Genomic DNA, 26,858 nt, shown 5'->3' with positions numbered 1-26,858 from the left:
AAACGCCCGATGAAGTTCATCGGGCGTCGTTAAGGGGGTATCTTTACCAGCCGGATACCCTGGCAAAACCTGTCAACCTATAGCAGGACGGGTCACTGCGGGTCTGTTTTTCGCTGCTCCGATCTCGACGATCACGTCCCACCGTTCCATTCGCGTACTGAGATAGTCTTAACCCGTTCGGCTAGCTTTCCCTACTCCATCGCGACGCGTATCCTTTCTCGTTTTAGCGGCGAACGAATGTTTCGCCGTCATGGCAAAACGACAGTAGGAGATGCGGGTAATGGAATTCGATGTGGCGATTGTCGGTAGCGGTCTGGCTGGTTTGAGCGTCGCGCTCAATCTCGCCGAGACCCGGCGGGTAGCGGTGATCGCCAAGCGATCGATGACCGAAGGCGCGAGCGATTGGGCGCAAGGCGGGATCGCCGCGGTGCTGGACTCGGCAGACAGCATCGAAAATCATGTGCGCGATACGCTGATTGCCGGCGGCGGCTTATGCGATGAAGCGGCGACACGCTTTATCGTCGAACACGGACGTGCCGCGATCGAATGGCTGATCGAACAAGGCGTACCGTTCACCAAAGACGACGCCGCGGAACTCGGCTTCCATTTGACGCGCGAAGGCGGCCATAGCCATCGGCGCATCATCCACGCGGCGGACGCGACCGGCCACGCCGTGGTCGCCACGCTCAGCGAGCGCGTGCGCCGTCACCCGAACATCACGCTGCTCGAAGATCACTACGCGATCGATCTGATCACATCCGACCGCCTCGGCTTGCCGGGCCGTCGGTGTCACGGCCTGTACGCACTCGATCTGCAGAGCGGTCGCACCGTTACGATCGAGGCGCCGCATACCGTGCTTGCCACCGGCGGCGCCGGCAAGGTCTATCTGTACACAACGAACCCCGACACCGCGACGGGCGACGGCATCGCGATGGCGTGGCGCGCCGGCTGCCGCGTGTCGAATATGGAATTCATCCAGTTCCATCCGACCTGCCTGTTCCATCCCTACGCGAAGTCGTTCCTGATCTCGGAGGCGGTGCGCGGCGAAGGCGGCATTCTGAAGCTGCCGGATGGCACCCGCTTTATGCCGAACCATGACGAGCGCGCCGAACTCGCACCACGCGACATCGTCGCGCGTGCAATCGACTTCGAAATCAAGAAGCGCGGCATCGATTGCGTGTATCTCGACATCAGCCATCAATCGCCTGAATTCCTGCGCGAGCATTTTCCGACGATCCTGGCGCGCTGCCTGGAATTCGGTATCGACATCACCAAAGAAGGGATTCCCGTCGTGCCGGCCGCGCACTACACGTGCGGCGGCGTCGTGACGGATCTGGCGGGCCGCACCGATCTCGCGGGTCTGTATGCGGTCGGCGAAACGTCCTGCACGGGTCTGCACGGTGCGAACCGGCTGGCCAGCAATTCGCTGCTCGAATGCCTCGTGATCGGACGCTCCGCCGCGCAGGCTATCGAGGCAGAAGGCTTCAGCGCCGCCGTCCACGCACCGCTGCCCGACTGGGACGAAAGCCGCGTCTCCGATCCGGACGAGGAAGTGGTAGTCGCGCACAATTGGGACGAGTTGCGCCGGCTGATGTGGAATTACGTCGGCATTGTGCGCACCGACAAGCGTCTGATGCGCGCCAAACATCGGCTCGCCCTGCTGCGCGACGAGATCCACGAGTACTACGCGAACTTCAAGGTCAGCCGCGACCTGCTCGAGCTGCGCAATCTGGTGGACGTGGGGTCGCTGATCGTCGAAGGCGCACGGTCGCGGCGCGAGAGCCGCGGCCTGCACTTCAGCCGCGACTGGCCGGCCACGTTGCCGAAGGCGCTGCCCTCGGTTCTATCGCCGGAGCACGTGCGCAATCGCAACGTGTGATTGAACGTGAGCTGAAACGAAAAGGCCATCGCCGGTGAACACACCGCCGATGGCCTTTTTCTCTAACGCAGCAGACGCTTGGGCGCGCAAGCGCCGACTTCAAACAATCCGCATCGAGTAATCGGTTGCGCGCACGTCTTTGGTCAGCGCGCCGATCGACACCCGGTCGACGCCCGTTTCCGCAATCGTCTGTACGGTGTCGAAATTCACGCCGCCCGACACCTCCAGCACCGCTCGCCCCGCCGTCAAGCGGACTGCCTCGCGCATCGCCTCGAACGAGAAGTTGTCCAGCAAGATGGATTGCGCACGATGCGCCAACGCCGTTTCCAACTGCTCGAGCGTTTCGACCTCGATCTGGATGGAAACGCCCGCGTTCAGCGCAAGTGCCGCATCCATTGCCGCACCCACGCCGCCGGCTGCGGCGATGTGGTTTTCCTTGATCAGAATGCCGTCGTACAGCGCGAGCCGCTGATTGGCGCCGCCGCCGACACGCACCGCGTATTTCTGCGCGAGCCGCAAACCGGGCAGCGTTTTACGCGTGTCCAGAATCCGCGTTCGCGTGTGGGCGATTGCGTCGACATAGCGGCGCGTTGCGCTCGCTACGCCCGACAGCAGTTGCAAAAAGTTCAGCGCGTTGCGTTCGGCCGTCAGCAGCGCGCGCACGGGTCCGCGCAGTTCGCAAACGGGCGTATCCGCCGACATGCGATCACCTTCGCGGTAAAGCCATCGCACGTCGATGCGCGAATCCACATCGCGCATCACCGCGTTGAACCACGGCACGCCGCATAGCAGCGCGTCCTCGCGCACGATAATGCGCGCGTTGCGTATGTCGTCCGCAGGCACCAGGCGCCCGGTCTGGTCGCCTGCGCCGACATCTTCGGCCAGCGCATCGGCGACGTTGCGCGCGAGCGCAGCGTCGAATGCCGCGCCGTATTGCGCGTGAATTTCAGCGAACAGCGGCGACACCGCCTCACCCAGATTGCGCTCGACCACGCCCTCAACCGCCCCCATCACGCTGCTCCCACATTCGAATACAGTTGCGCGTCGCGCGCGAGATCACCGCTCGCCTGCACACGCTTCTTCTGACGCGCGGCGAAGTCCAGCATGCGGTCGATCGGCAGACGAGCGCGCTCGCCGATCGCATGATCGACGAAAATCTCGTTATGGCCGCGCTCCAGCACCTCGGCCAGATTCGCGAGACCGTTCATCGCCATCCACGGACAGTGCGCGCAACTCTTGCAGGTTGCGCTGTTGCCGGCCGTCGGCGCGGCAATCAGGGTCTTGCCGGGTGCGGCGAGCTGCATCTTGTGCAAAATGCCGAGATCGGTCGCGACGATGAAATGCGTGGCATCGAGTTTTTGCGCCGCGTCGATCAATTGCGTGGTCGACCCCACCACGTCCGCTTGCGCGACGACGTTAGCCGGCGACTCCGGATGCACCAGCACCTTCGCACCCGGATACTCGGCGCGCAGCAGATCGAGTTCGATGCCTTTGAATTCGTCGTGCACGAGACACGAGCCCTGCCACAACAACATATCCGCCCCGGTCTTGCCCTGGATGTAGCTGCCGAGGTGCCGGTCCGGCGCCCAGATGATCTTTTCGCCGCGCGCGTGCAGATCGGCGACGATCTCCAGACCGATCGACGAAGTGACCATCCAGTCCGCACGCGCCTTCACCGCCGCGCTGGTGTTCGCATACACGACGACCGTGCGGTCAGGATGCGCGTCGCAGAACGCCGAGAATTCGTCCACGGGGCAGCCCAGATCGAGCGAACAGGTCGCGTCGAGATCGGGCATCAGAATGCGCTTGTTGGGGCTCAGAATTTTGGCCGTCTCGCCCATGAAGCGCACGCCCGCCACCACCAGCGTCTGCGCCTCATGATCGCGGCCGAAGCGCGCCATTTCCAGCGAATCGGCCACGCAACCGCCGGTCTCATCGGCGAGTTCTTGCAACTCCGCGTCGACGTAGTAATGCGCGACGAGCACCGCTTTCTCGCGCTCGAGCAATGCGCGAATGCGTGTCTTCAGTGCCGCCTTTTCTTGCGCCGTCGGCGTGTCGGGCACCTTCGCCCAAGCCTGCCCGATTCCGCAGGTCATGCCCTGCGCTTGCGGCCGATCGTATTCGACGGTCCTGATCGCCTGCTGATCCATGATCTCCTCTGCCCTCGCTCTGCCGCCGCGGACGATCAACGACGTGTCGTTGCCGTTTCCGCGGCCCAAAAAGCAAAACCCCGCCAACGCGGGGTTTTGTGACGTACCGAGATTTTAATGGATTTCGCAATCAGGCATAACGACGCAGTCGTAAAGCAAATTCCTGCAGCGCCTTGATACCGCTCTGCTCAGCGCGATGGCACCAGTCCTGCAACTGAACCAGCAACTGGTCGCGCGACGCATTGGAGCGCTCCCACATGGCCGCGAGTTCGTTGCGCATGTCGATGTACGTCTTGAGCTTCTGGCTGTTCGCGAAGATTTGCGGCAACTGACGCTTCTGCGGTTCGTTCAGACCGGCTTCTTCCTTGTGGAACCAGCTACGCGCACCGCGCATGACCTGATACTTTTCACGTGCGCCGACTTCTTTCAGATGAGCCAATTCCTGGCGATAGGCGCGCTTGAGCGCCTTGCCGTAACGCGCCATGACTTCGTAGCGGTTGGCCAGCACGGCTTGCAGCGTGTCCTGATCGAGCACCAACTTGCCGGTGGTCAGACGCGGCGTCGGCGCGACCTTCTTCACCTTGGCAAGGCGGAACGCCGACATGATGCGGATGTACATCCAGCCGATATCGAATTCGTACCACTTGTTCGACAGCTTGGCCGACGTCGCATACGTGTGGTGATTGTTATGCAACTCTTCACCGCCGATGATGATGCCCCACGGGAAGATGTTGGTGCTCGCGTCCGACGAATTGAAGTTGCGATAGCCCCAGAAGTGCGCGAGGCCATTGACCACGCCGGCGGCCCAGAACGGAATCCACACCATTTGCACGGCCCAGATCGTCAGACCGGCCACGCCGAACAGCGCGATGTTCAGCACCATCATCAGGCTCACGCCGAGGATCGGGTACTTCGTGTAGACGTTGCGTTCCATCCAGTCGTTCGGCGTACCGTGGCTGAATTTGCGCATGGTTTCTTCGTTTTTCGCCTCGGTGCGGTACAACTCCGCGCCTTCGAGCAACACCTTCCAGATGCCGCGCGTTTGCGGGCTGTGCGGATCTTCTTCGGTCTCGCACTTGGCGTGGTGCTTACGGTGAATCGCGGCCCATTGACCGGTCAACATGCCGGTTGTCATCCACAGCCAGAAACGGAAAAAATGACTGACGATCGGATGCAGCTCCAGCGCACGGTGCGCCTGGCAGCGATGCAGATAGACCGTCACGCCGATAATCGTGATGTGCGTCGCGATCAGCGTGTACAGCACGAGTTGCCACCACGAGAAGTGCAACAGGCCGTGGGCAAGGAAGTCGAGCAAGGAATTCAACAAGGCAATTTACCTGTGGAACGAGAGACACGAGACACACGCAACATGCGCGTGTCAAGAAAGTGAAAGCATACAGCGGGATTGGACGTCATTCTACTTGAACCGTTCCAAGTGTTTGTAACAAATGGGGATTTTTTGTGCGATATCAATGGGATGGAAAACGCCGACAGGATTTTTACGACTGTCGACGAGTTCAAAACGTCCGTCAGAGGGCGCCGTCCGCCTGATTGGCCGCGGGAGCGGTCATTGTTACTGGTTGCGGCATGGCCGCACTCACATTGCCTACGATTCGCACTTCGCGTTGTGCGAACGGAATCGTGATGTCGTGTTCGGAGAACAGACGCCAGATGTTGCGATTCACGGCAGAGCGCACGCTTGCCGTGCCGGTTGCCGCGTCTTCGATCCAGAAGCCCAGTTCGAGGTTGATGCCGTCGGTGCCGAAGCTCGCCAGATACGGCGTGGGGGTGGGTTCATTCAGCACGCGCGGCACGCCTTCGGCCGCTTGCGCGAGCAAACCCATGGCCTGCTCGACGTCGGACGAATACGCGACCTGCACGGCCACCTTCGAATACCCGCGCGTCAGAAACGACGACTGGTTCTGCACCACGTCCGTGATCAGCTTTTCGTTCGGAATCAGCGTTTCGATGCCGTCGAGCCCTCGCACCACGGTGTAGCGCGTGCGGATCTGCGTGACCATGCCTTGCAGGCCGCTCACGTTGATCGTGTCGCCGATCCGCAGCGACCGGTCGATCAGGATGATGAAGCCCGACACGTAATTGCTGGCGATCTTCTGCAGCCCAAACCCGAGCCCGACGCCCAACGCGCCGCCAAACACGCCCAGCACGGTAATGTCGATGCCGACCAGCGACAGGCTGATCAGAATCGCCGCCAGCATCAACGCGGCCCGGCCGACGCGCGCCACCACCACTTTGAGATTGGCGTCGAGCGTGGTGGAGCGAATCAGGCGGTCCTCGAACGTGGAGCCGAGCCACATCGCGACGATCATCGTCACGCAGACCCACAGCAGGCCCGTGGTGAGCGACAGCAGCGTCATGTGCGCATTGGCGACCCGGAAATGGACGCTGCCCATCCACGAGATCACGTCGTCCTGAATGCCCATCACGGTCAGCACCATGCCGACCCAGACGACCAGCGAGACCAGCTTTTCGACCAGGAACAGCCACGGATGCGTCACGCCGTCGTGGCTAAAAACCCGTCGCGCGATAAAAAACACAATGTAGATCAGCCCAATGCCGAACAACGGCACCAAAGCCAGATCGAGCAGCGCGGTATGCATGAACGGCGCGGTGATCGTGCGTGCCAGCCACACGAGCGCCGCACCGATCAGCGGGAAGAAGGCACGGTTCAGACTTTCCGCGCCGAAACGCAGCGTCTGGTAGCGCGTTTGCCGGCGCAGATCGAGCGTGCGACGCAACAGGCGCGCCAGCAGCCACGCGAGCGCGAGCGTCCCCAGCAGCACGCCGACCTGCCAGAGCATGACGGGCTGGCCGAAGTCGCGCGCGAGGTCGCCGAACATATGAGAAAAAATACGGTTTTGCATGATGTCGCCGAAATCACCGGCGCGCCGCGGATCAACCAACCCACCCGCGGCACGCCGGCAAAAAGCCTGTCGCGCCGCTTAGCTCTGGCGTTCCAGCACGGCGGCGAAGAAGCCGTCGGTGGCGTGGCGGTGCGGCCACAGCGACAGATAGTCGCCCATTTCCAGTTCGATCCGCTGCTCGGCCAGCACGTCGCGCACGGGCACCAGCGCGAAATCCGGATGGGCGGCGAGGAACTGCTGCACGACCGCTTCGTTTTCCGCTTCCAGAATCGAGCAGGTCGCGTAGACGAGACGACCGCCCTTCTTCACCAGACGCGAGGCGCTCGCCAGAATCGACAACTGCTTCGGCGCCAGTTCGGCGACCGATTCCGGCGACTGGCGCCACTTCAGGTCCGGGTTACGGCGCAGCGTGCCCAGCCCGCTGCACGGCGCGTCGACCAGCACGCGGTCGATCTTGCCGGCCAGGCGCTTGATCTTGGCGTCGTGTTCGCTATCGATCAGCACCGGATTCACGTTCGACAGCCCGCTGCGCGCAAGGCGTGGCTTGAGCTTGGCGAGACGCCGCTCGGAAATGTCGAAGGCGTACAGACGGCCGGTGGAGCGCATCGCCGCGCCCAGCGCCAGCGTCTTGCCACCCGCGCCCGCGCAGAAGTCGACGATCATCTCGCCGCGCTTGGGCGCGACCAGCGAGCACAGCAGCTGGCTGCCTTCGTCCTGCACCTCGACCCAGCCGTGCTGGAATGCGTCGAGCTTGGTGAGCGGCGGCTTGCCGACCACCCGTACGCCGAACGGCGCGAACGGCGTTTCGCCGCCCTCGATACCGGCCTTCGACAGCGCGTTCAGCACGTCTTCGCGGCTCGCCTTGATCGGATTCGCGCGCAGGTCCAGCGGCGCCGGGTAATTCAGCGCGGCGGCCAGCTGCGCCAGTTCGGCGGCCTCGAAACGCTTGGCCAGCGCCTGATAAATCCAGTCGGGAAGATTCAGGCGAATTCGCAGCGGCAGGCTTTCCGGGTCGATCTTCGACACGTGTTCGAGCCAGCTCAGCTCCTGGTCCGTCACGAACGGCTTGAGCGCGTTACGCCCCGCCGTTTGCATCAGGCCTAGCAGCGCCATGCGGCGAGCCGGGCTGCCGGCGCCGCTTTCGGCCAGATGGGCGAATTCCATCCGGCGACGCAGCACCGCGAACACCGCTTCCGCGATGACGCCGCGCTCGCCGTGCCCGAGCTTCGGATGAGCGCGGAAAAAGCGGCTGGTCGTGGCATCGGCCGGGCCAGTGAGTTTCAGGACTTCAGCCAGCAAAGTCTCAGTTTGTCCAATCAAAAAACCATGTAATCTCATGCGCCCTCTCCGGCGGTATGACCGGCAAAGAGCCATTGCGGCTCTGACGGCGTGAGCGTGACACGCAGGCCGTCGAGAGCAAGGCGCCCTTCGACGAACCAGCGCACCGCGCGTGGATAAATAATGTGTTCGATGGCCAGCACGCGTTCGGCGAGCATGGCGGGCGTGTCGCCGTTTTCCACGGGAACCGCCGCCTGCGCGACGATCGGCCCGTGGTCCAGTTGCGACGTGACGAAGTGCACCGACGCGCCGTGCAGCCGCACGCCGGCGTCCAGCGCCTGCTGGTGGGTTTTCAGGCCCGGAAAGCTCGGCAGCAGCGACGGGTGCACGTTCAGCATGCGCCCGGCGTAACGGTCGACGAAACCAGCCGTGAGCACGCGCATGAAGCCCGCGAGCACCACGAGATCCGGCGCGAAGCCGTCGATCTGCTGGGCCAGCGCCGCGTCGAAGCTGTCGCGGTCCGGATACTGGCGGTGGTCGACCACCGCCGTGGCAATACCGTGCGACGCCGCGAACGCAAGGCCCGCGGCGTCAGGACGGTTGGCAATCACGGCGGCGACTTGCGCCGGCCAAACCTCGTCCGAGCAGGCTCGAACGATGGCTTCCATGTTGCTTCCCCGCCCCGAAATCAGGATGACGAGTTTTTTCATCCGCGGATTTTATCATTCGGGGGACCCTGAAACCGCGACGCGCCGCCGTCTCGCGCGCCGAGCGTTTATAATCGTTTGTTTTGCGGCACCCCGCCCGCCCTATTCCAACGCGCTATCGTGAGAGTCTTCCGCGGTCTTCCCAATGCTGAAAGCCGTGCGCCCTGCGCACTGACCATCGGCAACTTCGACGGTGTCCACCGCGGCCATCAGGCTCTGCTCGCGCACGTGCGCGCGGCGGCCGACGCGCGCGGCCTGCCCGTCTGCGTGATGACCTTCGAGCCGCACCCGCGCGAATTCTTCAATCCGGCCGGCGCGCCGCCGCGAATCGCCATGCTGCGCGACAAGCTCGAGGCGCTGCGCACCAATGGCGTCGATCGTGTGGTGGTCGAGCATTTCAACCACACGTTCGCGAGCCAGTCGCCGGATACGTTCGTCGAACGCATCATCGTCAACGGGTTGCACGCGCGCTGGGTGATGATCGGCGACGACTTCCGCTACGGCGCCAAACGCGCCGGCGATTTCGCGTCGCTCAAGGCCGCGGGCCAGCAATACGGTTTCGAAGTCGAACAGATGGCCACCGTGGCCGATCCGTCCGGCGCGCGCATTTCCAGCTCGGGCGTGCGCGCCGCGCTGGTGGCGGGCGACCTCGATTCGGCACGGGCCGCGCTGGGCCGCGATTATCTGATCAGCGGCCATGTCGTGCACGGCATGAAGCTCGGCCGCGATCTCGGCTTCCCCACGCTGAACCTGCCGATCGCCCACAAGCGGCCGGCGCTCGCGGGCATTTTCGTGGTGCGCGTGCACGGCGTGGCGGACGAGCCGCTGCCGGGCGTCGCGAGCCTCGGGCTGCGCCCCACGGTCGACGATTCCGGCCGCGTGCTGCTCGAGGTGCATCTGCTCGACTGGCACGGCGACGCCTATGGCAAACTCGTGCGCGTCGAATTCCTGAAGAAGCTGCGTGACGAGGAAAAGTACGTCGACCTCGAAACGCTGACCGCCGCGATCGCGCGCGACGTCGCCCACGCCCGCGCCTGGTTCGCGGCCGTCGGCGCCGGCACGCCGGGCAGCCGTTCCACCGGCTTCGCCACCTCGGCCACCGACCGAATTAGATAGCCGCCGCGGTCCATGCGCGCGCACCGAACGCCGCCTGGACCCTCGCCGCGCGCATCGAAGGGCGTCCGTGGATCACGCGACATGCCTGCCGGGCGCGCCCCACGCCCACGCACAACGTGCGCATTCCGCGCCCCGCTGTGCACAGAACGAATTCACCGCGACCACATCATGAGCAACAAGAAAGCCGATTCGAAACCGCAGTCACGCTATCCGGTCAACCTGCTCGACACGCCGTTCCCGATGCGCGGCGACCTGCCCAAGCGCGAGCCGCAATGGGTCAAGGAATGGCAGGAAGGCAAGATCTACGAAAAGATCCGCGCCGCCAGCAAGGGCCGCAAGAAGTTCATCCTGCACGACGGGCCGCCGTATGCGAACGGCGACATCCACCTCGGTCACGCGGTGAACAAGATCCTCAAGGACATGATTGTCAAGGCGCGCAATCTGGCGGGCTTCGACGCGGTCTACGTGCCGGGCTGGGACTGCCACGGCATGCCGATCGAAATCCAGATCGAAAAGCAGTTCGGCAAATCGCTGCCGGCCGCCGAAGTGATGCAGAAGGCGCGCGCCTACGCGACCGAACAGATCGAGAAACAGAAGGTCGGCTTCCGTCGTCTGGGCGTGCTGGGCGACTGGGACAATCCGTACAAGACCATGAACTTCACGAACGAAGCCGGCGAAATCCGCGCGCTCGCGAAGATCCTGGAAAAGGGCTACGTGTTCCGCGGCCTGAAGCCGGTCAACTGGTGTTTCGACTGCGGCTCGGCGCTGGCTGAAGCGGAAGTCGAGTACGCGGACAAGAACGATCCGACCATCGACGTGCTGTTCAGCTTCGCCGAACCGGAAAAGACCGCGCAGGCCTTCGGCTTGGGCGCACTGCCGCGCGAAGAAGGCGGCATCGTGATCTGGACCACCACACCGTGGACCATCCCCGCCAACCAGGCGCTGAACCTGCATCCGGAAATCGTCTACGCGCTGGTGGATACGCCGCGCGGCCTGCTGATCCTCGCGCAGGAGCGCGTCGAAGCCTGCCTGAAGCAATACGGCCTGGAAGGCACGATCGTCGCCACGGCGCCGGGCGCGAAGCTCGTCAACCTGCGCTTCAATCACCCGCTCGCGGCCGCGCATCCGGCTTACAAGCGCACCGCGCCGGTCTATCTCGGCGACTACGTGACGACCGAAACCGGTACGGGTGTCGTGCACTCGTCGCCGGCGTACGGCGTGGAAGACTTCGTGTCGTGCAAGGCGCACGGCATGGCCGACTCCGACATCATCAGCCCGGTGATGGGCGACGGCCGTTACATCGAATCGCTCGCGCTGTTCGGCGGCCTGTCGATCTGGGCGGCCAATCCGCAGATCGTCGAGGCGCTGCAATCGGCCGGCTCGCTGATGCGCACCGAACGGTACACGCACAGCTACATGCACTGCTGGCGCCACAAGACGCCGATCATCTACCGCGCGACCTCGCAATGGTTCGCCGGCATGGACGTGAAGCCGAATGACAGCGACAAGACGCTGCGTGAGACCGCACTCGAAGGCATCGAAAACACCGCGTTCTATCCGGCGTGGGGCAAACAGCGTCTGTTCAGCATGATCGCCAACCGCCCGGACTGGACCCTGTCGCGTCAACGCCAATGGGGCGTGCCGATGGCGTTCTTCGTGCACAAGGAAACCGGCGAACTGCATCCTCGCACGGTGGAACTGCTCGAACAGGTCGCGCAACGCGTCGAGAAGGCCGGTATCGAAGCGTGGCAAACACTCGATCCGCGCGAATTGCTCGGCGACGAAGCCAATCTGTACGAGAAGAACCGCGACACGCTAGACGTGTGGTTCGATTCGGGCACCACGCACTGGCACGTGCTGCGCGGCTCGCATAAAGACGAACTGCAATTCCCAGCCGACCTGTATCTGGAAGGCTCGGATCAGCACCGCGGCTGGTTCCACTCGTCGCTGCTGACCGCGTCGATGCTCGACGGCCGCCCGCCGTACAACGCGCTGCTGACCCACGGCTTCACCGTCGACGGCGAAGGCCGCAAGATGAGCAAGTCGCTCGGCAACGGTATCGACCCGCATGAAGTGGCGAACCGTCTGGGCGCGGAAATCATCCGCTTGTGGATCGCGTCGACCGACTACTCGGGTGAACTGGCGATCTCGGAAGAAATCCTGAAGCGCGTCACGGAAAGCTATCGCCGGATCCGCAACACGCTGCGCTTCCTGCTGGCGAACCTGTCGGACTTCGACTTCGCGCAGCACGCGCGTCCGGTCGAAGACTGGCTCGAGATCGATCGCTACGCGGTCGCGCTGTCGGCGAATCTGCAAAACGACATCCTCACGCACTACGACAAGTACGAGTTCCATCCGGTGGTCGCCAAGCTGCAGACGTTCTGCTCGGAAGACCTCGGCGGTTTCTACCTCGACGTGCTGAAGGACCGCCTGTACACCACGGCGGCGGATTCAGTCGCGCGCCGCTCGGCGCAGACCGCGCTGTATCACATCGCACACGGCCTGCTGCGTCTGATGGCGCCGTTCATGTCGTTCACCGCCGAAGAGGCGTGGAAGGTGTTCCAGCCGAACAGCGAAACCATCTTCACCGAGACGTATCACGCGTTCCCGGCCGTGCCGCAAGCGGGCGAACTGCTCGACAAGTGGACGCTGCTGCGTGCGGCGCGCGGCGACGTGACGAAGGCACTGGAAGAAGCGCGCGGCGCGAACCTGATCGGTTCGTCGCTGCAGGCGGAAGTCGAAGTTCGTGCGAGCGGCGCGCGTTACGACGCGCTCGCGAGCCTTGGCGAAGACCTGAAATTCGTGCTGATCACGTCGGCGGCGAATGTCGTGAAGGTTAGCAGCGAAGCGGAAGAAGGCGTCGAAGTGATCGCGTCGAAGTATCTGAAATGCGAACGCTGCTGGCACTACCGCGAGGACGTCGGCGCGCACGCCGATCACCCCACGCTGTGCGGCCGCTGCTTCAGCAATCTGTTCGGCGACGGTGAAACGAGGAGCGCGGCATAATGGCACGAACCCTGTCCAAAGCATCGAGCGGCAATAGTTCGCTGGCGCCCTGGCTGGGCGTCGCGCTGATCGTGATTCTGTTCGATCAGTTGACCAAGATCGCGATCCAGAAGGTGTTCGCCTACGGTGTCCCGCATGAGATCACGCCGTTTTTCAACCTGATCCTCGTGTACAACCGCGGCGCGGCATTCAGCTTCCTCGCCATGGCCGGCGGCTGGCAGCGCTGGGCGTTCACGGCGCTCGGCGTGATCGCGGCGCTCGTGATCTGTTATCTGCTCAAGCGCCACGGCGGGCAGAAGATGTTCTGCACGGCGCTCTCGCTGATTCTCGGCGGCGCGCTCGGCAATGTGATCGACCGGCTCGCGTACGGCCACGTGATCGATTTTCTCGATTTTCACGTGCGCACCTGGCACTGGCCGGCGTTCAATCTCGCCGACAGCGCGATTACCGTCGGCGCGATCCTGCTGGTGCTCGACGAGTTGCGGCGCGTCCGCGGCGCGTCACGCTAACGCCGCACACGCCGGCGCCCGGGTTCGTCTGAATTCGCGCGCCGGGGTCCGGTTCGAAAGACGCGGCGGCCCGGGGTGCAACGCCCCACCGCGCCGCCCGCCACCACGCTTTATCGGAGGCTTCGTTGGCAACCGCAGAACTCGCAGGAAAACACCTCGTCCTCGGCATGACGGGCGGCATTGCCTGCTACAAGATCGCCGAACTCACGCGTCTCTTGACCAAGGCCGGCGCGACCGTACAGGTCGTCATGACCGAAGCGGCCACGCAGTTCATCACTCCCGTCACCATGCAGGCGCTCTCGGGCCGTCCGGTCTACACGAGCCAATGGGACGGCCGCGTGCCGAACAACATGGCGCACATCGATCTGTCGCGTGAAGCGGATGCGATCGTGATCGCGCCCGCCTCCACCGACTTCCTCGCCAAGCTCGCGCACGGCATGGCCGACGACCTGTTGTCCACGCTGTGCGTGGCGCGCGATTGTCCGCTGCTGGTCGTGCCGGCGATGAACCGGCAGATGTGGCAAAACCCCGCTACCCAGCGCAACGTCACGCAACTGCGCGCGGACGGGCTGCAGGTGCTCGGCCCCGATTCCGGCCCGCAGGCGTGCGGCGAAGTCGGCGACGGACGCATGCTCGAAGCGGCCGCCACGTATGAAGCGATCGCGTCGTTTTTCTCGCCCAAGATTCTGGCCGGCCGGCGCGTCCTGCTGACTGCCGGACCAACCTTCGAACCGCTCGATCCGGTGCGCGGCATCACCAACCGTTCGAGCGGCAAGATGGGTTTCGCGTTGGCGCGTGCCGCGCAACAGGCCGGCGCCGAGGTGCATCTGGTGGCCGGCCCCGTCGCGCTGGAAACGCCGTGGGGCGTGTTCCGCGAAGACGTGCAAACCGCGCAGCAAATGCACGATGCGGTCATGCGCTCGGTCGCGGATGCCGACATCTTTATCGGCGTGGCCGCGGTGGCCGACTGGCGTGCCGATCACGCGAGCGAGCACAAGATCAAGAAGACGGCGGAGCGCACGCTGCCTACCTTCACGTTCGTCGAAAATCCGGACATTCTGGCCACGGTCGCGAAACTGCCTCATCCGCCGTTCGCGGTCGGCTTCGCGGCGGAAAGCGGCGATCTCGAAGTGCACGGCGAAGAAAAACGTGCGCGCAAGAACGTGCCGTTGCTGATCGGCAATCTCGGCCCGCTGACTTTCGGCCTCGACGACAACGAAGTGATCCTGTTCGAAGCCAGCGGCGCGACGAAGTTGCCGCGCGCCGACAAGCAGACGCTCGCGCGCACGCTGATCGCGGAGATCGCGAAACGCTTGCCCGAACCAAGTCCGATTCGCTGAACGCCGCTCATCCAATCATCCAAGGTTGACCTCCTGGCCAATTCGCCTTCACGAGGTCAACGCCGAGCGACGTGATTCATCTGGAGCCGTGCTGACATGACGCTACTATCCGTGCTCGATCAAACGCCCGTGATCGCCGGGCACTCGGTGGCGGACGCGATCGCCGCCACCGTGGAACTCGCGCAACTCGCCGACGACCTCGGCTACACGCGCTACTGGTGCGCCGAACACCACGGCTTGCGCGGCGTATCGAATCCTTGTCCCGAAGTGATGCTGGCGCGCCTAGGCAGTGTGACCCAACGCATTCGCCTCGGCTCTGGCGGCGTGATGCTGCCTTACTACAGCCCGTTCAAGGTCGCCGAGCAATTCATGATGCTCGAGGCGCTGTTTCCGAACCGCATCGACCTCGGCGTAGGACGCGCACCGGGCGGCGACATGCGCACCGCGCAGGCAGTCGCGGCCGGCGACTACAACCGCGGCGATATCTTCCCGCAGCAGGTCGCGGATCTAGTCGGGCTGATGCATGGCACGCTGCCCGACGATCATGTCGCACAGGGCGTGCTGCTGCAGCCGCAGATCGCGACGCGTCCGCAATTGTGGATGCTCGGTTCGAGCGAATTCGGCGGCTTGCTCGCCGCACAACTCGGTATTCGCTTCGCGTTCGCGCATTTCATCAACGCGCATTTCGGGCATCAGGTGGCGCAGGCTTATCGCGAGCGCTTCAAGGCCAGTCAGGAAGCGCAACAGCCTTATCTCGCTGCCGCCGTCTTCGTGATCTGCGCGGATACCGAACAGGAAGCCGCCGATCTGGAAAAGGCCGTCGATCTGCGCCGCGTGCAAATGGCGTACGGCCTGAACGAACCCATTCCGACGATCGAACAAGGCATCGCGCAGGAGTACGGCGAGCGCGAGCAACTGGTGATCGCGCGGGAACGCCCGCGCAGCGTTGTCGGTACGCCGGAGATCGTCACTGAGCGCCTGCATGCGCTGCAGGAGCAGTTCCAGGCCGACGAGCTGATCGTGCTAACTGTGGCGGGCAGCTATCGCGCTCGTCTGCGCTCTTATGAACTCCTTGCCGATGCGTTCCAGTTGACGCATTGAGTCCTAACCTCTCCTTTCACCCTCTCCAACCTGCATGAAACTCGACCTCAAGATTCTCGATGCGCGCATGCGCGACCAACTCCCGGCCTACGCCACCACCGGCAGCGCCGGCCTCGATCTGCGCGCGTGCCTCGACGCACCGCTGACGCTCGAACCCGGCCAGACGGCGCTGGTGCCGACCGGGTTGGCGATTCACGTCGGCGATCCGGGTTATGCGGCGTTGATTCTGCCGCGTTCGGGGTTGGGACATAAGCACGGCATCGTGCTGGGCAATCTGGTCGGTCTGATCGATTCGGATTACCAAGGTCAGTTGATGATATCCACGTGGAATCGCGGCGAGACCCCGTTCGTGCTGAATCCGATGGAACGCCTCGCGCAACTCGTGATCGTGCCGGTCGTGCAAGCCGAGTTCAATATCGTCGACGACTTCGAGACGAGCGATCGCGGTGCGGGCGGCTTCGGTAGCACGGGCAAGCATTGAACGCGTAGTCGTCGATCGGAACCGAGGCCGGAGCGCACATAAAAAAACGGCGCGGGTTTAAAACCCGCGCCGTTTTTTTTACTGGCTTGGCTCAGCCGTGTAACGCCTGAAACTTACTCGACTTCAACCGCTTCCGGATTCGGATTGCGCGGCGCCGGATGCTCGTCGAAGGTCAACTGCACCTTGTCTTCCGCATCGACGTCGACCGATACGCGGCCGCCGTTCATCAGCTTGCCGAACAGCAGCTCGTCGGCCAGCGCACGACGGATCGTGTCCTGGATCAGACGCTGCATCGGCCGTGCACCCATCAACGGATCGAAACCGTGCTTGGCGAGATGCGCGCGCAACGCGTCGGTGAAGAGCGCGTCGACCTTCTTCTCGTGCAACTGATCTTCCAGTTGCATCAGGAACTTGTCGACCACACGCATGATGATTTCTTCATCGAGCGAACGGAAGCTGATCGTTGCGTCCAGACGGTTACGGAACTCCGGCGTGAACATGCGCTTGATGTCGACCATCTCGTCGCCGGTTTCCCGACGATTCGTGAAGCCGATCACCGACTTGCCCATTGCCTCGGCGCCCGCGTTCGTCGTCATGATGATGATGACGTTGCGGAAGTCCGCCTTGCGGCCGTTGTTGTCCGTCAGCGTGCCGTGGTCCATGACCTGCAGCAGCACGTTGTAGATGTCCGGATGCGCCTTCTCGATCTCGTCAAGCAGCAGCACGCAATGCGGCTTCTTCGTGACGGCTTCGGTCAGCAGACCGCCCTGATCGAAACCGACGTAGCCCGGCGGCGCGCCGATCAACCGGCTAACCGCATGACGCTCCATGTATTCCGACATGTCGAAGCGGATCAGTTCGATACCCAGCGTGAACGCCAGCTGCTTCGCCACTTCCGTCTTGCCGACGCCCGTGGGGCCGGAGAACAGGAACGCGCCGATCGGCTTGTCCAGTTTGCCGAGACCCGCACGCGCCATCTTGATCGCGGCCGACAGCGCGTCGATAGCCGGGTCTTGCCCGAACACCACGCTCTTCAGATCGCGATCCAGCGTTTGCAGCTTGCTGCGATCGTCTTGCGACACGCTTTGCGGCGGGACGCGCGCGATCTTCGAAATGATCTCTTCGATCTCGTTCTTGCCGATGGTCTTCTTCTGCTTCGACTTCGGCAGGATGCGTTGCGCGGCGCCGGCTTCGTCGATCACGTCGATTGCCTTGTCCGGCAAGTGACGATCCGTGATGAAGCGTGCCGACAACTCAGCCGCTGCCGACAGTGCGCCCGACGAATACTTCACGCCGTGATGCTCTTCGAAACGCGACTTCAGACCACGCAGAATCGCCACTGTCTGTTCGACGGTCGGCTCGGTCACGTCGACCTTCTGGAAACGACGCGACAGTGCCGCGTCTTTTTCGAAGATGCCGCGGTATTCCGTGAACGTGGTCGCGCCGATGCACTTGAGCGTGCCCGACGACAACGCCGGCTTCAGCAGATTCGACGCGTCCAGCGTGCCGCCCGATGCGGCGCCCGCGCCGATCAGCGTATGAATCTCGTCGATGAACAGGATCGCGTGCGGACGTTCCTTCAATTCCTTCAGGACCGTCTTGAGACGCTGTTCGAAGTCGCCACGATATTTGGTGCCGGCCAGCAGCGCGCCCATGTCGAGCGAGTACACCTGCGCATCCGCGAGAATGTCGGGCACTTCGCCGCGCGTAATTCGCCACGCCAGACCCTCGGCGATCGCGGTCTTACCCACGCCCGCCTCACCGACCAGCAGCGGATTATTCTTGCGCCGGCGGCACAGTACCTGGACCACACGCTCGACTTCCGACTCGCGCCCGATCAGCGGATCGATGCGGCCGTCTTTCGCCATCTGGTTCAGGTTCTGCGTGAACTGGGCGAGCGGCGTTTCCTTCTGCGCGGCGGCTTCGTCGGACTCGGCATTCGCGTCGCTCGCTTTCGCGGCGTCCGTGCTGCTCGTCTTGGCGATGCCGTGCGAGATGAAATTGACCACGTCCAGACGCGTCACGCCCTGCTGTTGCAGGTAGTACACCGCGTGCGAATCCTTCTCGCCGAAGATTGCGACCAGCACGTTCGCGCCGGTCACTTCCTTCTTGCCATTCGAGGTGGACTGCACATGCATGATCGCGCGCTGGATCACACGCTGGAAACCCAGCGTGGGCTGCGTGTCGACGTCGTCCGTGCCAGGCACGGTCGGCGTGTTGTCATGTATGAAGTTGCGCAGGTTCTGGCGCAGATCCTCGATATTGGCCGCGCATGCACGCAACACTTCCGCCGCTGTCGGATTGTCCAACAGTGCCAGCAAAAGATGTTCGACCGTTATGAACTCGTGCCGCGCCTGGCGTGCTTCCATGAACGCCATGTGCAGGCTGACTTCCAGTTCCTGGGCAATCATGCTTCCTCCATCACACACTGCAGCGGATGCCCGGCCTGCCGTGCGTGGGTAACGACTTGCTCGACTTTGGTCGACGCGATGTCCCGCGTATAGACCCCACAAACTCCCCTGCCCTCGCGATGCACCTTCAACATAACCTGTGTTGCGGTTTCACGATCTTTATTAAAGTATTCCTGCACGACCATCACGACAAATTCCATCGGCGTGAAGTCGTCATTCAGCAGCACCACTTTGTACATGGCCGGCGGCTTGAGTTTCTTCTCTTGCCGCTCCAGTACGGTGCCGTCCTGCTTGTCCGGGATAATCGCCATACACCCATTCTAAACAACTAGGACAGGCCCGCAATCCTGTCAAAACCCGGCCGACCGGCCGGTGAGCCCGTTCGCTACTGCCTGATGAGTCACCACCCACCAGGTGTGCGCCATTCGACGAGCCGTTTGCGGAGCCGGCCCCCTATCCTGATGCATCGCGGCCTTGCTGCACCGCAGTCGGATCGAGTATCGCACAACCTGCCGGAGCTGGCTGGAAGGCTCGCCCGTGCCAATCGGCGGCGGCCGATCCGCAGAACAGCATGTGAGTCGATTATGCGACTTTTCAAGACAGCCCGCTTGCGCAACCGCACATAACGAAAGCGGGAAAAACCCTGGAAAGCGCCTGTTTGCAACGGCTCGACTAGCGTCTCAAAATTTTCTTGACACCCGAATAAAGAGCCTCAACAATCAAGCTGGCACTTTTTTCACTGAGCCATAAATCGAAAAAATGCCGATGGTGAGCTTGTGAGGAGGGAGCGGCTGCTCGCGCGGTCGTCGAGCTTTTCGAGGGCTCGTGGTAGTGACATGAGTTACAGGGGAAGTTGGAATGGCAACTGGTACGGTCAAATGGTTCAATGACGCAAAAGGTTTCGGATTCATCACGCCTGATGAAGGTGGTGAGGATCTGTTTGCACACTTCTCGGCCATCCAGATGAATGGGTTCAAAACCCTCAAGGAAGGCCAAAAGGTAACCTTCGAGGTCGTGCAAGGCCCGAAAGGCAAACAGGCATCGAACATCCAGGCACCTGCCTGATACGGTTCGTTACCCGTCCTTTGAAACCCGGCTTCGTGCCGGGTTTCTTTTTTTGGGGCGCCGCATCGGTGTCACAGGCGTCCCAACTATCGGACGACTGATTGTTTTGATGCGCACTGCATCATTAGAGTGTCCCCTCTCGCCGTCACCGCATCCTCAAAAACAAAAACCCCGACGGCATATCGTGCCCATCGGGGTTTGCCAAATCGCCTCGGAGCGCGCGAGGCGCGCTCACCGCACTTACATATTCTCGATCAACACCTGACCGAAACCTGAGCACGACACCTGCGTCGCGCCCTCCATCAAACGCGCGAAGTCGTACGTGACGCGTTTTTGCAGAATGGATTTTTCCATCGACTTGATGATCAATTCCGCCGCCTCGAACCAGCCGAGGTGACGCAGCATCATTTCCGCCGAGAGAATTTCCGACCCCGGATTCACGTAGTCCTTGCCCGCGTACTTCGGCGCGGTGCCGTGCGTCGCTTCGAACATCGCGACCGAATCCGACATGTTCGCGCCCGGAGCAATGCCGATCCCGCCGACTTGCGCGGCCAGCGCATCCGAGACGTAATCGCCGTTCAGATTCAGCGTGGCGATCACGTCGTATTCGGCCGGGCGTAACAGGATCTGCTGCAGGAACGCATCCGCGATCACGTCTTTAAGGACAATATCGCCACCCGTCTTCGGATTCTTGATTTTCATCCACGGGCCGCCGTCGATCAGTTCCGCGGCGAATTCTTTCTGCGCGAGTCCATAACCGTAGTCGCGGAACGCGCCTTCGGTGAACTTCATGATGTTGCCCTTGTGCACCAGCGTGACCGAGCGGCGATCGTTGTCGATCGCGTACTGGATCGCCTTGCGCACCAGGCGCTCGGTGCCTTCGCGCGACACCGGCTTGATGCCGATCCCCGACGTGTCCGGGAAGCGGATCTTCTTCACGCCCATCTCTTCCTGCAGGAACTTGATGACTTTCTTCGCCTGCTCGGACTCGGCCGGCCATTCGATACCGGCATAGATGTCTTCCGAGTTCTCGCGGAAGATCACCATGTTGGTTTTTTCAGGCTCACGCACCGGCGAAGGCACGCCCTTGAAATACTGCACCGGCCGCAAGCACACATACAGATCCAGCTCCTGACGCAACGCGACGTTCAACGAACGGATGCCGCCGCCGACGGGCGTGGTGAGCGGCCCCTTAATCGACACGACATATTCCTTGAGCACCTGCAGTGTTTCTTCCGGCAGCCACACGTCGGGACCGTACACCTTGGTCGACTTCTCGCCGGCATAGATTTCCATCCAGTGGATTTTCTTCTTGCCTGCGTACGCTTTTTCTACCGCGGCATCCACGACCTTGATCATCACCGGCGTGATGTCGAGACCCGTGCCGTCGCCTTCGATAAACGGAATGATCGGCTGGTCGGACACGTTGAGCGAGAAATCGGCGTTGACGGTGATTTTGTCACCGTCGGTGGGGACCTTGATGTGCTGATACGGCATGATCGGACTCCAATGAAGGCTAGGCTGAAAGCTGATGGGAGACTGCGAAAATGGGCGCTTCCTCGCTACGCGCAATGCCGGACGCCTGCAAGCGGCCTTGGCCGTTATTCTAGCCCACGCGGCCGGCGCGACACGGCCGCTGCGGCTCGGGGTTTTCCAACATGACGGCATGGTGGCGAGACGTCGACGGCACGCCTGATTCGCGAAGCATAGGTCTTATGTCTTATATAAGACAATGGGCTTATCGCTGCGGATTATGCATTATCATCCCGCCATTGACTATCCGGCCAAACGCCTTGCCACGCTTAAGCGGCATGGCTCACCGCCCCCCTCGCGCCGCGTGACTTTTACCCTGCTCTCCCCATGCGTCTGCTCGCTCTGAACAAACCGTTCGGCACCATCTGCCAGTTTTCCCCTCACGAGACGCGCGCGTCGCTGGCCGACTGGGTCAAGGTGCCGGGCGTCTATCCTGCGGGCAGACTCGATTCCGATAGCGAAGGCCTGCTGCTCCTCACCGACGACGGCGCATTGCAGGCGCGTATCGCCGAACCGCGTCACAAGCTGGTCAAACGTTATTGGGCGCAAGTGGAAGGGGCGGTGGATGCCGCCACGCTGAAGAGACTCGCGCGCGGTGTCGACCTCGGCGACTACGTGACGCAGCCATGCCGCGCCGACTTCGTGGAACCGACCGACACGCTATGGACCCGCACGCCGCCGATCCGCTATCGCGCCGCGACCCCCACCACGTGGATCGAGTTGTCGATCACCGAAGGCAAGAACCGCCAGGTACGCCGCATGACGGCCGCGGTGGGATTTCCGACACTGCGTCTGGTGCGTGTGGGGATCGGTGCGCTCGACATTCTTTCACTCGGACTCCAACCGGGGCAAAGCGTCGAATTGCCGCTGAAGGCGCCATGGGAAGGCGTCGCCTGACGCATCGAACCCGCGCATCGAATCTGACTCGCACGCTGTGGATAAGCGGACTAACTCGTTGTATCCGCAAACAAATAAGCGTATGAAACTCGCATTAAAAAAGCGTGAAACAAACGCGTCCGCGACACGCTCGCGCTAGTCCATTTGCTTCAACTCAACGGCCTATCAATTTTTCAGAAAAATTACGTCAACCGCGCTGTGAGCTCACGCGTTATTCGACGCAGATGCCGCCCAAAGCTGTCCGGCATTCAGCCTTAAGGGCCTTTGCACAAGCCGTTCACACGGTCAAAGCGAGGAGTCTGAGCGCTAAGCAGACGCGTCGAAAAATTTGTTCGATGCGCTGTCAACCGAAAGGTGGATGGCACGTTTACCGACATGACTCTTACATAACCGGGTCATTTGGTTAATTAACTAAAGCTGAGGATTCTCAAAATGAACAAACTGATCGCCGCTCTGGTCGCTGGCCTCTTCGCAACGGCAGCATTCGCACAAGCATCGGCACCGGTCGCAGCAGCGTCGGCACCGGCAGCAGCTTCGTCGGCAAAGAAGACCACGAAGAAGGCAGCACACAAGAAGTCGCACAAGAAGGCAGCTGCTGCAGCAGCAGCTTCGGGCGCTTCGGAATAAGTTTGTAAAAACGCAGTCAAGAACTAGCTTTATTGCCGTTCTTACGGCGTTGAAAGGCAGATCACCGCAAGGCGATCTGCCTTTTTGTTTTTGACGCGCTCGCGTAACATTCGCGGGTTAATTTCCAGCAAGGAGTCATGCCGTGCGATTTCCCATGCGCTCGTTGATTGCGCGCTTCGCTGTTGCCGTTGCACTGCCGCTCGCCGCGCTTTCGTTCGCCGCCAGCACCGCCGCCCCTGCTCACGCGCAGGACATGCCGCCCGGTGCGAAGCAGCCCAGCGAATTTCCGCGCGCCAGGCTGACCGCCGGCATGTTCGTGATCGACGCCGCGGTCGCCGCGAACGACGCGGACCGCGAACAAGGTTTGATGTATCGCACGACCCTCGCGCCGAACGAAGGCATGCTGTTCGTCTTCAACGAACGGGCCGTGCATTGCTTCTGGATGAAGAACACGTTGATCCCGCTGTCGATCGCGTTCATGCGCGCCGACGGCACGGTCACCGACATCGACGAAATGCAGGCCGAGACCACCGACAATCACTGCCCGAAGAACAACGGCATGTACGCGTTGGAAATGAGCAAAGGCTGGTTCACGTCGAAGGGCATCAAACCGGGGATGAAGATCCAGGGTTTGCCGGCCGCGCAATAAGCCGCCGGTCGACTCCGCCGCTTCATCCCACCGCTTTCGAAAAAGCCGGTGCCTGCAAAACAGGCACCGGCTTTTTTATTCGCTACGTGTCCCCATATCGTAGCCACGCGCGCGGACGGCAAGCGCCGGAACCCCGCCGGCAGGCCGTTGAGCCGCCTGGCAAGATTCCTGCAAAAGCCGGTCCGACGCGCTATCCTAGTAATCTTAGTAAAGCAGCACCCTGCTCCCCGGGTAGCACAAGGCTGCCGCCCGGCGAGCGTTTCTGGCGCGCCATTCCAAGGAGGTTCACGTGCCCCGCAAGACTCCCATCGAGCGCTACCGGAATATCGGCATCAGCGCTCACATCGACGCCGGCAAAACCACCACCACTGAACGCATCCTGTTCTACACAGGCGTGACCCACAAGATCGGCGAGGTTCACGACGGTGCGGCAACGATGGACTGGATGGAACAGGAGCAGGAGCGCGGCATCACCATCACGTCGGCGGCGACCACCGCTTTCTGGAAGGGCATGGCCGGCAACTACCCTGAACATCGGATCAACATCATCGACACGCCGGGACACGTCGACTTCACGATTGAAGTCGAGCGTTCCATGCGCGTGCTCGACGGCGCCTGCATGGTGTACGACTCGGTCGGCGGCGTGCAGCCGCAGTCCGAAACCGTGTGGCGTCAGGCGAACAAGTACAAGGTGCCGCGCATTGCGTTCGTCAACAAGATGGACCGCGTCGGCGCGGACTTCTTCCGCGTGCAGCGGCAGATCGGCGATCGCCTGAAGGGCGTCGCGGTGCCGATCCAGATTCCGGTCGGCGCGGAAGATCACTTCCAGGGCGTGGTCGATCTGGTCAAGATGAAGGCGATCTACTGGGAAGAAGAGAACCAGGGCATCAAGTTCGAGTACCGCGATATTCCGACGGAACTCGCGGCCACCGCGAAGGAATGGCACGACAAGATGGTCGAAGCCGCGGCGGAAGCCAGCGAGGAACTGCTCGAGAAATACCTCGGCGGCGAGACGCTAACGGAAGAGGAAATCAAGTTCGGCATTCGCACCCGCTGTATCGCCAACGAAATCGTGCCGATGCTGTGCGGCAGCGCGTTCAAGAACAAGGGCGTGCAGGCCATGCTCGACGCGGTGATCGACTATCTGCCGTCGCCGGTGGATGTCCCCGCGATCACCGGTCACGACGAATACGACAAGGAAATCGAGCGTCATCCGACCGACACCGATCCGTTCTCCGCGCTCGCCTTCAAGATCATGACCGACCCGTTCGTCGGCCAGCTGATTTTCTTCCGCGTCTATTCCGGCGTGGTGAATTCGGGCGACACGGTCTACAACGCCATCAAGGAAAAGAAGGAACGCCTTGGCCGGATCCTGCAGATGCACGCCAACGAGCGCAAGGAAATCAAAGAGGTCTACGCCGGCGACATCGCCGCGGCCGTCGGCCTGAAAGAAGCAACCACGGGCGACACGCTGTGCGATCCCAACAACGTCATCATCCTTGAAAAGATGATTTTCCCGGAGCCGGTGATCTCGCAGGCCGTCGAGCCGAAGACCAAGGTCGACCAGGAAAAGATGGGCATCGCACTGAACCGTCTGGCGCAGGAAGACCCGTCGTTCCGCGTGCAGACCGACGAGGAATCCGGCCAGACCATCATCTCCGGGATGGGCGAGTTGCACCTGGAAATTCTGGTCGACCGCATGAAGCGCGAGTTCGGCGTTGAAGCCACGGTCGGCAAGCCGCAGGTCGCGTATCGCGAAACGGTGCGCAACAAGGTCGAAGACGTCGAAGGCAAGTTCGTCAAGCAGTCGGGCGGTCGCGGTCAGTACGGTCACGCGGTGGTCACGCTCGAACCGGCGGCGCAGGGCAAGGGCTATGAATTCGTCGACGCGATCAAGGGTGGCGTGATTCCGCGCGAGTACATTCCGGCGGTGGACAAGGGCATTCAGGAAACGCTGAAGGCCGGCGTGCTAGCGGGCTATCCGGTGGTCGACGTGAAAGTGACGCTGACCTTCGGTTCGTACCACGACGTCGACTCGAACGAAAACGCGTTCCGGATGGCCGGTTCGATGGCGTTCAAGGAAGCCATGCGTAAAGCCAAACCGGTGCTGCTCGAACCGATGATGGCCGTCGAAGTGGAAACGCCGGAAGACTTCATGGGCAACGTGATGGGCGATCTTTCGAGCCGTCGCGGTCTGGTGCAAGGCATGGAAGACATCGCCGGTGGCGGCGGCAAGCTGGTGCGCGCCGAAGTGCCGCTCGCGGAGATGTTCGGTTATTCCACGTCGCTGCGTTCGGCCACGCAAGGCCGCGCCACCTACACGATGGAGTTCAAGCACTACGCCGAAACGCCGAACAACGTCGCCGAAGCGGTGATCAACGCGAAGCACAAGTAAGCGTTGCGATAGCAGGCACGCCTCGTGCGCGTTAAGTTGTGTCATGCGCAAGCAGGCGGCTCATAGGCGAACGACTCGACTAAGCCCGTCCCTTGTGGACGGGCTTTTTTCTTTCACGGCCGCATGCACGGCCCCACGTTCACCTGCCGCTTTGCGAACGTGCAAAAATGCAGGACGGCGCCATGCCGATCGGCGGGACCGACGCCCACGAGGAGACGCATCATGAGCCAGGATCACGAACATCCGCATTACAAGCCCGAGCAACCCACGGCGCCAGTCGATTGGCGCGAGCACGGCGTGAAGGTCATCAAGGGCGATCAGCTCGACAGCAATACCGCGCAAACGCCGGGCATGAATCGCGCGGCCGCGATCAACGCCGCGCGGGTCGGCGCGCAGAAAATCTGGGCCGGCACCGTAACGATTCATCCGAACGCGAAGACCGGTGCGCATCATCATGGCGCGCTCGAAAGCGTGATCTACGTGGTACGCGGCCAGGCGCGCATGCGCTGGGGCGAACACCTCGAGTTCACCGCCGAAGCCGGTCCCGGCGACTTCATCTTCGTGCCGCCGTACGTGCCGCATCAGGAGATCAACGCGAGCACCGACGACCCGCTCGAATGCGTTCTGGTGCGCAGCGACAACGAGGCGGTCGTGGTCAATCTGAACATCGATGCGGTGGAAGCGCCGGAAACCGTGTTCTGGGTCGATCCGATTCACAAGCATCCGCACGACCATTGACTCGCGGCGGCCGCTGCGAGGCGGCTTCGCGGAACGTTGTGATGGCGATACACAGCAACCGTTTTATCCGCCCATCCGCAACCCGGCAGCG

General features: G+C 62.3%; 22 protein-coding genes. 13 read left to right on the top strand and 9 right to left on the bottom strand.

Annotated elements, in window-relative coordinates; all coding sequences use genetic code 11:
• Positions 1-280 precede the first annotated feature (280 nt).
• Positions 281-1,879, top strand: a complete 1,599-nt coding sequence (gene nadB / locus B0G83_RS36265; protein ID WP_105512091.1) for an L-aspartate oxidase — start codon at positions 281-283, stop codon at positions 1,877-1,879.
• 99 nt (positions 1,880-1,978) lie between these two features.
• Here the strand turns inward: nadB and nadC are convergent, their stop codons facing one another.
• The 6 genes from nadC to purN all read right to left on the bottom strand — a co-directional run bounded on the left by nadC (position 1,979) and on the right by purN (position 8,902).
• Positions 1,979-2,890, bottom strand: coding sequence for a carboxylating nicotinate-nucleotide diphosphorylase (gene nadC, locus B0G83_RS36260; RefSeq protein WP_105512090.1), 912 nt, complete (start codon positions 2,888-2,890; stop codon positions 1,979-1,981).
• Positions 2,890-4,029, bottom strand: a complete 1,140-nt coding sequence (gene nadA, locus B0G83_RS36255) for a quinolinate synthase NadA (RefSeq protein WP_105512098.1) — start codon at positions 4,027-4,029, stop codon at positions 2,890-2,892. Before nadA ends, nadC begins: the two co-directional genes overlap by 1 nt.
• A 130-nt stretch (positions 4,030-4,159) precedes the next feature.
• The gene (locus B0G83_RS36250) at positions 4,160-5,356 is read right to left on the bottom strand and encodes a fatty acid desaturase (RefSeq protein ID WP_105512089.1); all 1,197 of its coding nucleotides are present in this window, start codon (positions 5,354-5,356) and stop codon (positions 4,160-4,162) included.
• A 202-nt stretch (positions 5,357-5,558) separates the two neighbouring features.
• Positions 5,559-6,914 (bottom strand): mechanosensitive ion channel family protein, encoded by a 1,356-nt coding sequence (locus B0G83_RS36245; RefSeq protein ID WP_105512097.1) that lies wholly within the window; start codon positions 6,912-6,914, stop codon positions 5,559-5,561.
• 78 nt (positions 6,915-6,992) lie between these two features.
• Positions 6,993-8,252: an RsmB/NOP family class I SAM-dependent RNA methyltransferase gene (locus B0G83_RS36240; protein WP_105512088.1), complete on the bottom strand. Its 1,260-nt coding sequence runs from the start codon at positions 8,250-8,252 to the stop codon at positions 6,993-6,995.
• On the bottom strand, positions 8,249-8,902 hold the full coding sequence (gene purN, locus B0G83_RS36235; RefSeq protein WP_105512087.1) for a phosphoribosylglycinamide formyltransferase: 654 nt from the start codon (positions 8,900-8,902) through the stop codon (positions 8,249-8,251). Before purN ends, B0G83_RS36240 begins: the two co-directional genes overlap by 4 nt.
• 117 nt (positions 8,903-9,019) lie before the next feature.
• Here purN and B0G83_RS36230 point away from each other — a divergent pair, with 117 nt between their 5' ends.
• The 6 genes from B0G83_RS36230 (at position 9,020) to dut (ending at position 16,452) form a co-directional block, all read left to right on the top strand.
• Positions 9,020-10,015, top strand: coding sequence for a bifunctional riboflavin kinase/FAD synthetase (locus B0G83_RS36230; protein ID WP_105512086.1), 996 nt, complete (start codon positions 9,020-9,022; stop codon positions 10,013-10,015).
• Between the two features lie 168 nt (positions 10,016-10,183).
• A complete protein-coding gene (gene ileS / locus B0G83_RS36225) occupies positions 10,184-13,021 on the top strand; it encodes an isoleucine--tRNA ligase (RefSeq protein WP_105512085.1) in 2,838 nt (945 codons plus the stop codon).
• Complete coding sequence (lspA, locus tag B0G83_RS36220; protein ID WP_105512084.1) at positions 13,021-13,530, top strand: signal peptidase II; 510 nt, start codon at positions 13,021-13,023, stop codon at positions 13,528-13,530. Before ileS ends, lspA begins: the two co-directional genes overlap by 1 nt.
• A 125-nt stretch (positions 13,531-13,655) precedes the next feature.
• Positions 13,656-14,870, top strand: coding sequence for a bifunctional phosphopantothenoylcysteine decarboxylase/phosphopantothenate--cysteine ligase CoaBC (coaBC, locus tag B0G83_RS36215; protein ID WP_105512083.1), 1,215 nt, complete (start codon positions 13,656-13,658; stop codon positions 14,868-14,870).
• A 96-nt stretch (positions 14,871-14,966) separates the two neighbouring features.
• Positions 14,967-15,971, top strand: coding sequence for an LLM class flavin-dependent oxidoreductase (locus tag B0G83_RS36210; RefSeq protein ID WP_105512082.1), 1,005 nt, complete (start codon positions 14,967-14,969; stop codon positions 15,969-15,971).
• 34 nt (positions 15,972-16,005) lie between these two features.
• Positions 16,006-16,452 carry a dUTP diphosphatase gene (gene dut / locus B0G83_RS36205; RefSeq protein WP_105512081.1) on the top strand — a complete coding sequence of 149 codons (447 nt, stop codon included), beginning with the start codon at positions 16,006-16,008 and terminating at the stop codon, positions 16,450-16,452.
• A 113-nt stretch (positions 16,453-16,565) separates the two neighbouring features.
• Here the strand turns inward: dut and clpA are convergent, their stop codons facing one another.
• Positions 16,566-18,863, bottom strand: a complete 2,298-nt coding sequence (clpA, locus tag B0G83_RS36200; protein WP_035548100.1) for an ATP-dependent Clp protease ATP-binding subunit ClpA — start codon at positions 18,861-18,863, stop codon at positions 16,566-16,568.
• Positions 18,860-19,174 carry an ATP-dependent Clp protease adapter ClpS gene (clpS, locus tag B0G83_RS36195; protein ID WP_105512080.1) on the bottom strand — a complete coding sequence of 105 codons (315 nt, stop codon included), beginning with the start codon at positions 19,172-19,174 and terminating at the stop codon, positions 18,860-18,862. The genes clpA and clpS overlap by 4 nt, the downstream gene beginning before the upstream one ends.
• A gap of 547 nt (positions 19,175-19,721) precedes the next feature.
• Here clpS and B0G83_RS36190 point away from each other — a divergent pair.
• Positions 19,722-19,928, top strand: a complete 207-nt coding sequence (locus B0G83_RS36190; protein ID WP_007180614.1) for a cold-shock protein — start codon at positions 19,722-19,724, stop codon at positions 19,926-19,928.
• 240 nt (positions 19,929-20,168) lie between these two features.
• Here B0G83_RS36190 and icd read toward each other — a convergent pair whose 3' ends face one another.
• Complete coding sequence (icd, locus tag B0G83_RS36185) at positions 20,169-21,425, bottom strand: NADP-dependent isocitrate dehydrogenase (RefSeq protein ID WP_105512079.1); 1,257 nt, start codon at positions 21,423-21,425, stop codon at positions 20,169-20,171.
• Positions 21,426-21,788: 363 nt separating this feature from the next.
• Between icd and B0G83_RS36180 the strand changes: the two genes are divergently transcribed.
• The 5 genes from B0G83_RS36180 (at position 21,789) to B0G83_RS36160 (ending at position 26,767) form a co-directional block, all read left to right on the top strand.
• Entirely contained in the window at positions 21,789-22,358 is a 570-nt protein-coding gene (locus B0G83_RS36180; protein ID WP_105512078.1) for a pseudouridine synthase, read from the top strand.
• A 432-nt stretch (positions 22,359-22,790) separates the two neighbouring features.
• Positions 22,791-22,985: a hypothetical protein gene (locus B0G83_RS36175; RefSeq protein WP_081935744.1), complete on the top strand. Its 195-nt coding sequence runs from the start codon at positions 22,791-22,793 to the stop codon at positions 22,983-22,985.
• Positions 22,986-23,127: 142 nt separating this feature from the next.
• Positions 23,128-23,634, top strand: coding sequence for a DUF192 domain-containing protein (locus B0G83_RS36170; protein ID WP_105512077.1), 507 nt, complete (start codon positions 23,128-23,130; stop codon positions 23,632-23,634).
• A 289-nt stretch (positions 23,635-23,923) separates the two neighbouring features.
• Positions 23,924-26,029 carry an elongation factor G gene (gene fusA, locus B0G83_RS36165; RefSeq protein ID WP_105512076.1) on the top strand — a complete coding sequence of 702 codons (2,106 nt, stop codon included), beginning with the start codon at positions 23,924-23,926 and terminating at the stop codon, positions 26,027-26,029.
• Positions 26,030-26,251: 222 nt separating this feature from the next.
• The gene (locus B0G83_RS36160) at positions 26,252-26,767 is read left to right on the top strand and encodes a cupin domain-containing protein (RefSeq protein ID WP_105512075.1); all 516 of its coding nucleotides are present in this window, start codon (positions 26,252-26,254) and stop codon (positions 26,765-26,767) included.
• Positions 26,768-26,858 lie beyond the last annotated feature (91 nt).

Source organism: Paraburkholderia sp. BL21I4N1 (assembly GCF_002973525.1).
Lineage (GTDB): Bacteria > Pseudomonadota > Gammaproteobacteria > Burkholderiales > Burkholderiaceae > Paraburkholderia.
The sequence above is the reverse complement of the archived record's forward strand: the minus strand, read 5'-3'. Positions and strand labels throughout refer to the sequence as shown.

Bases quoted from the DNA above. Each gene is read 5' to 3' on its own strand.
- nadB (WP_105512091.1), top strand. From the start codon at position 281: ATGGAATTCGATGTGGCGATTGTCGGTAGCGGTCTGGCTGGTTTGAGC.
- nadC (WP_105512090.1), bottom strand. From the start codon at position 2,890: ATGGGGGCGGTTGAGGGCGTGGTCGAGCGCAATCTGGGTGAGGCGGTG.
- nadA (WP_105512098.1), bottom strand. From the start codon at position 4,029: ATGGATCAGCAGGCGATCAGGACCGTCGAATACGATCGGCCGCAAGCG.
- B0G83_RS36245 (WP_105512097.1), bottom strand. From the start codon at position 6,914: ATGCAAAACCGTATTTTTTCTCATATGTTCGGCGACCTCGCGCGCGAC.
- B0G83_RS36240 (WP_105512088.1), bottom strand. From the start codon at position 8,252: ATGAGATTACATGGTTTTTTGATTGGACAAACTGAGACTTTGCTGGCT.
- purN (WP_105512087.1), bottom strand. From the start codon at position 8,902: ATGAAAAAACTCGTCATCCTGATTTCGGGGCGGGGAAGCAACATGGAA.
- ileS (WP_105512085.1), top strand. From the start codon at position 10,184: ATGAGCAACAAGAAAGCCGATTCGAAACCGCAGTCACGCTATCCGGTC.
- lspA (WP_105512084.1), top strand. From the start codon at position 13,021: ATGGCACGAACCCTGTCCAAAGCATCGAGCGGCAATAGTTCGCTGGCG.
- B0G83_RS36210 (WP_105512082.1), top strand. From the start codon at position 14,967: ATGACGCTACTATCCGTGCTCGATCAAACGCCCGTGATCGCCGGGCAC.
- dut (WP_105512081.1), top strand. From the start codon at position 16,006: ATGAAACTCGACCTCAAGATTCTCGATGCGCGCATGCGCGACCAACTC.
- clpA (WP_035548100.1), bottom strand. From the start codon at position 18,863: ATGATTGCCCAGGAACTGGAAGTCAGCCTGCACATGGCGTTCATGGAA.
- clpS (WP_105512080.1), bottom strand. From the start codon at position 19,174: ATGGCGATTATCCCGGACAAGCAGGACGGCACCGTACTGGAGCGGCAA.
- B0G83_RS36190 (WP_007180614.1), top strand. From the start codon at position 19,722: ATGGCAACTGGTACGGTCAAATGGTTCAATGACGCAAAAGGTTTCGGA.
- icd (WP_105512079.1), bottom strand. From the start codon at position 21,425: ATGCCGTATCAGCACATCAAGGTCCCCACCGACGGTGACAAAATCACC.
- B0G83_RS36180 (WP_105512078.1), top strand. From the start codon at position 21,789: ATGCGTCTGCTCGCTCTGAACAAACCGTTCGGCACCATCTGCCAGTTT.
- B0G83_RS36175 (WP_081935744.1), top strand. From the start codon at position 22,791: ATGAACAAACTGATCGCCGCTCTGGTCGCTGGCCTCTTCGCAACGGCA.
- B0G83_RS36160 (WP_105512075.1), top strand. From the start codon at position 26,252: ATGAGCCAGGATCACGAACATCCGCATTACAAGCCCGAGCAACCCACG.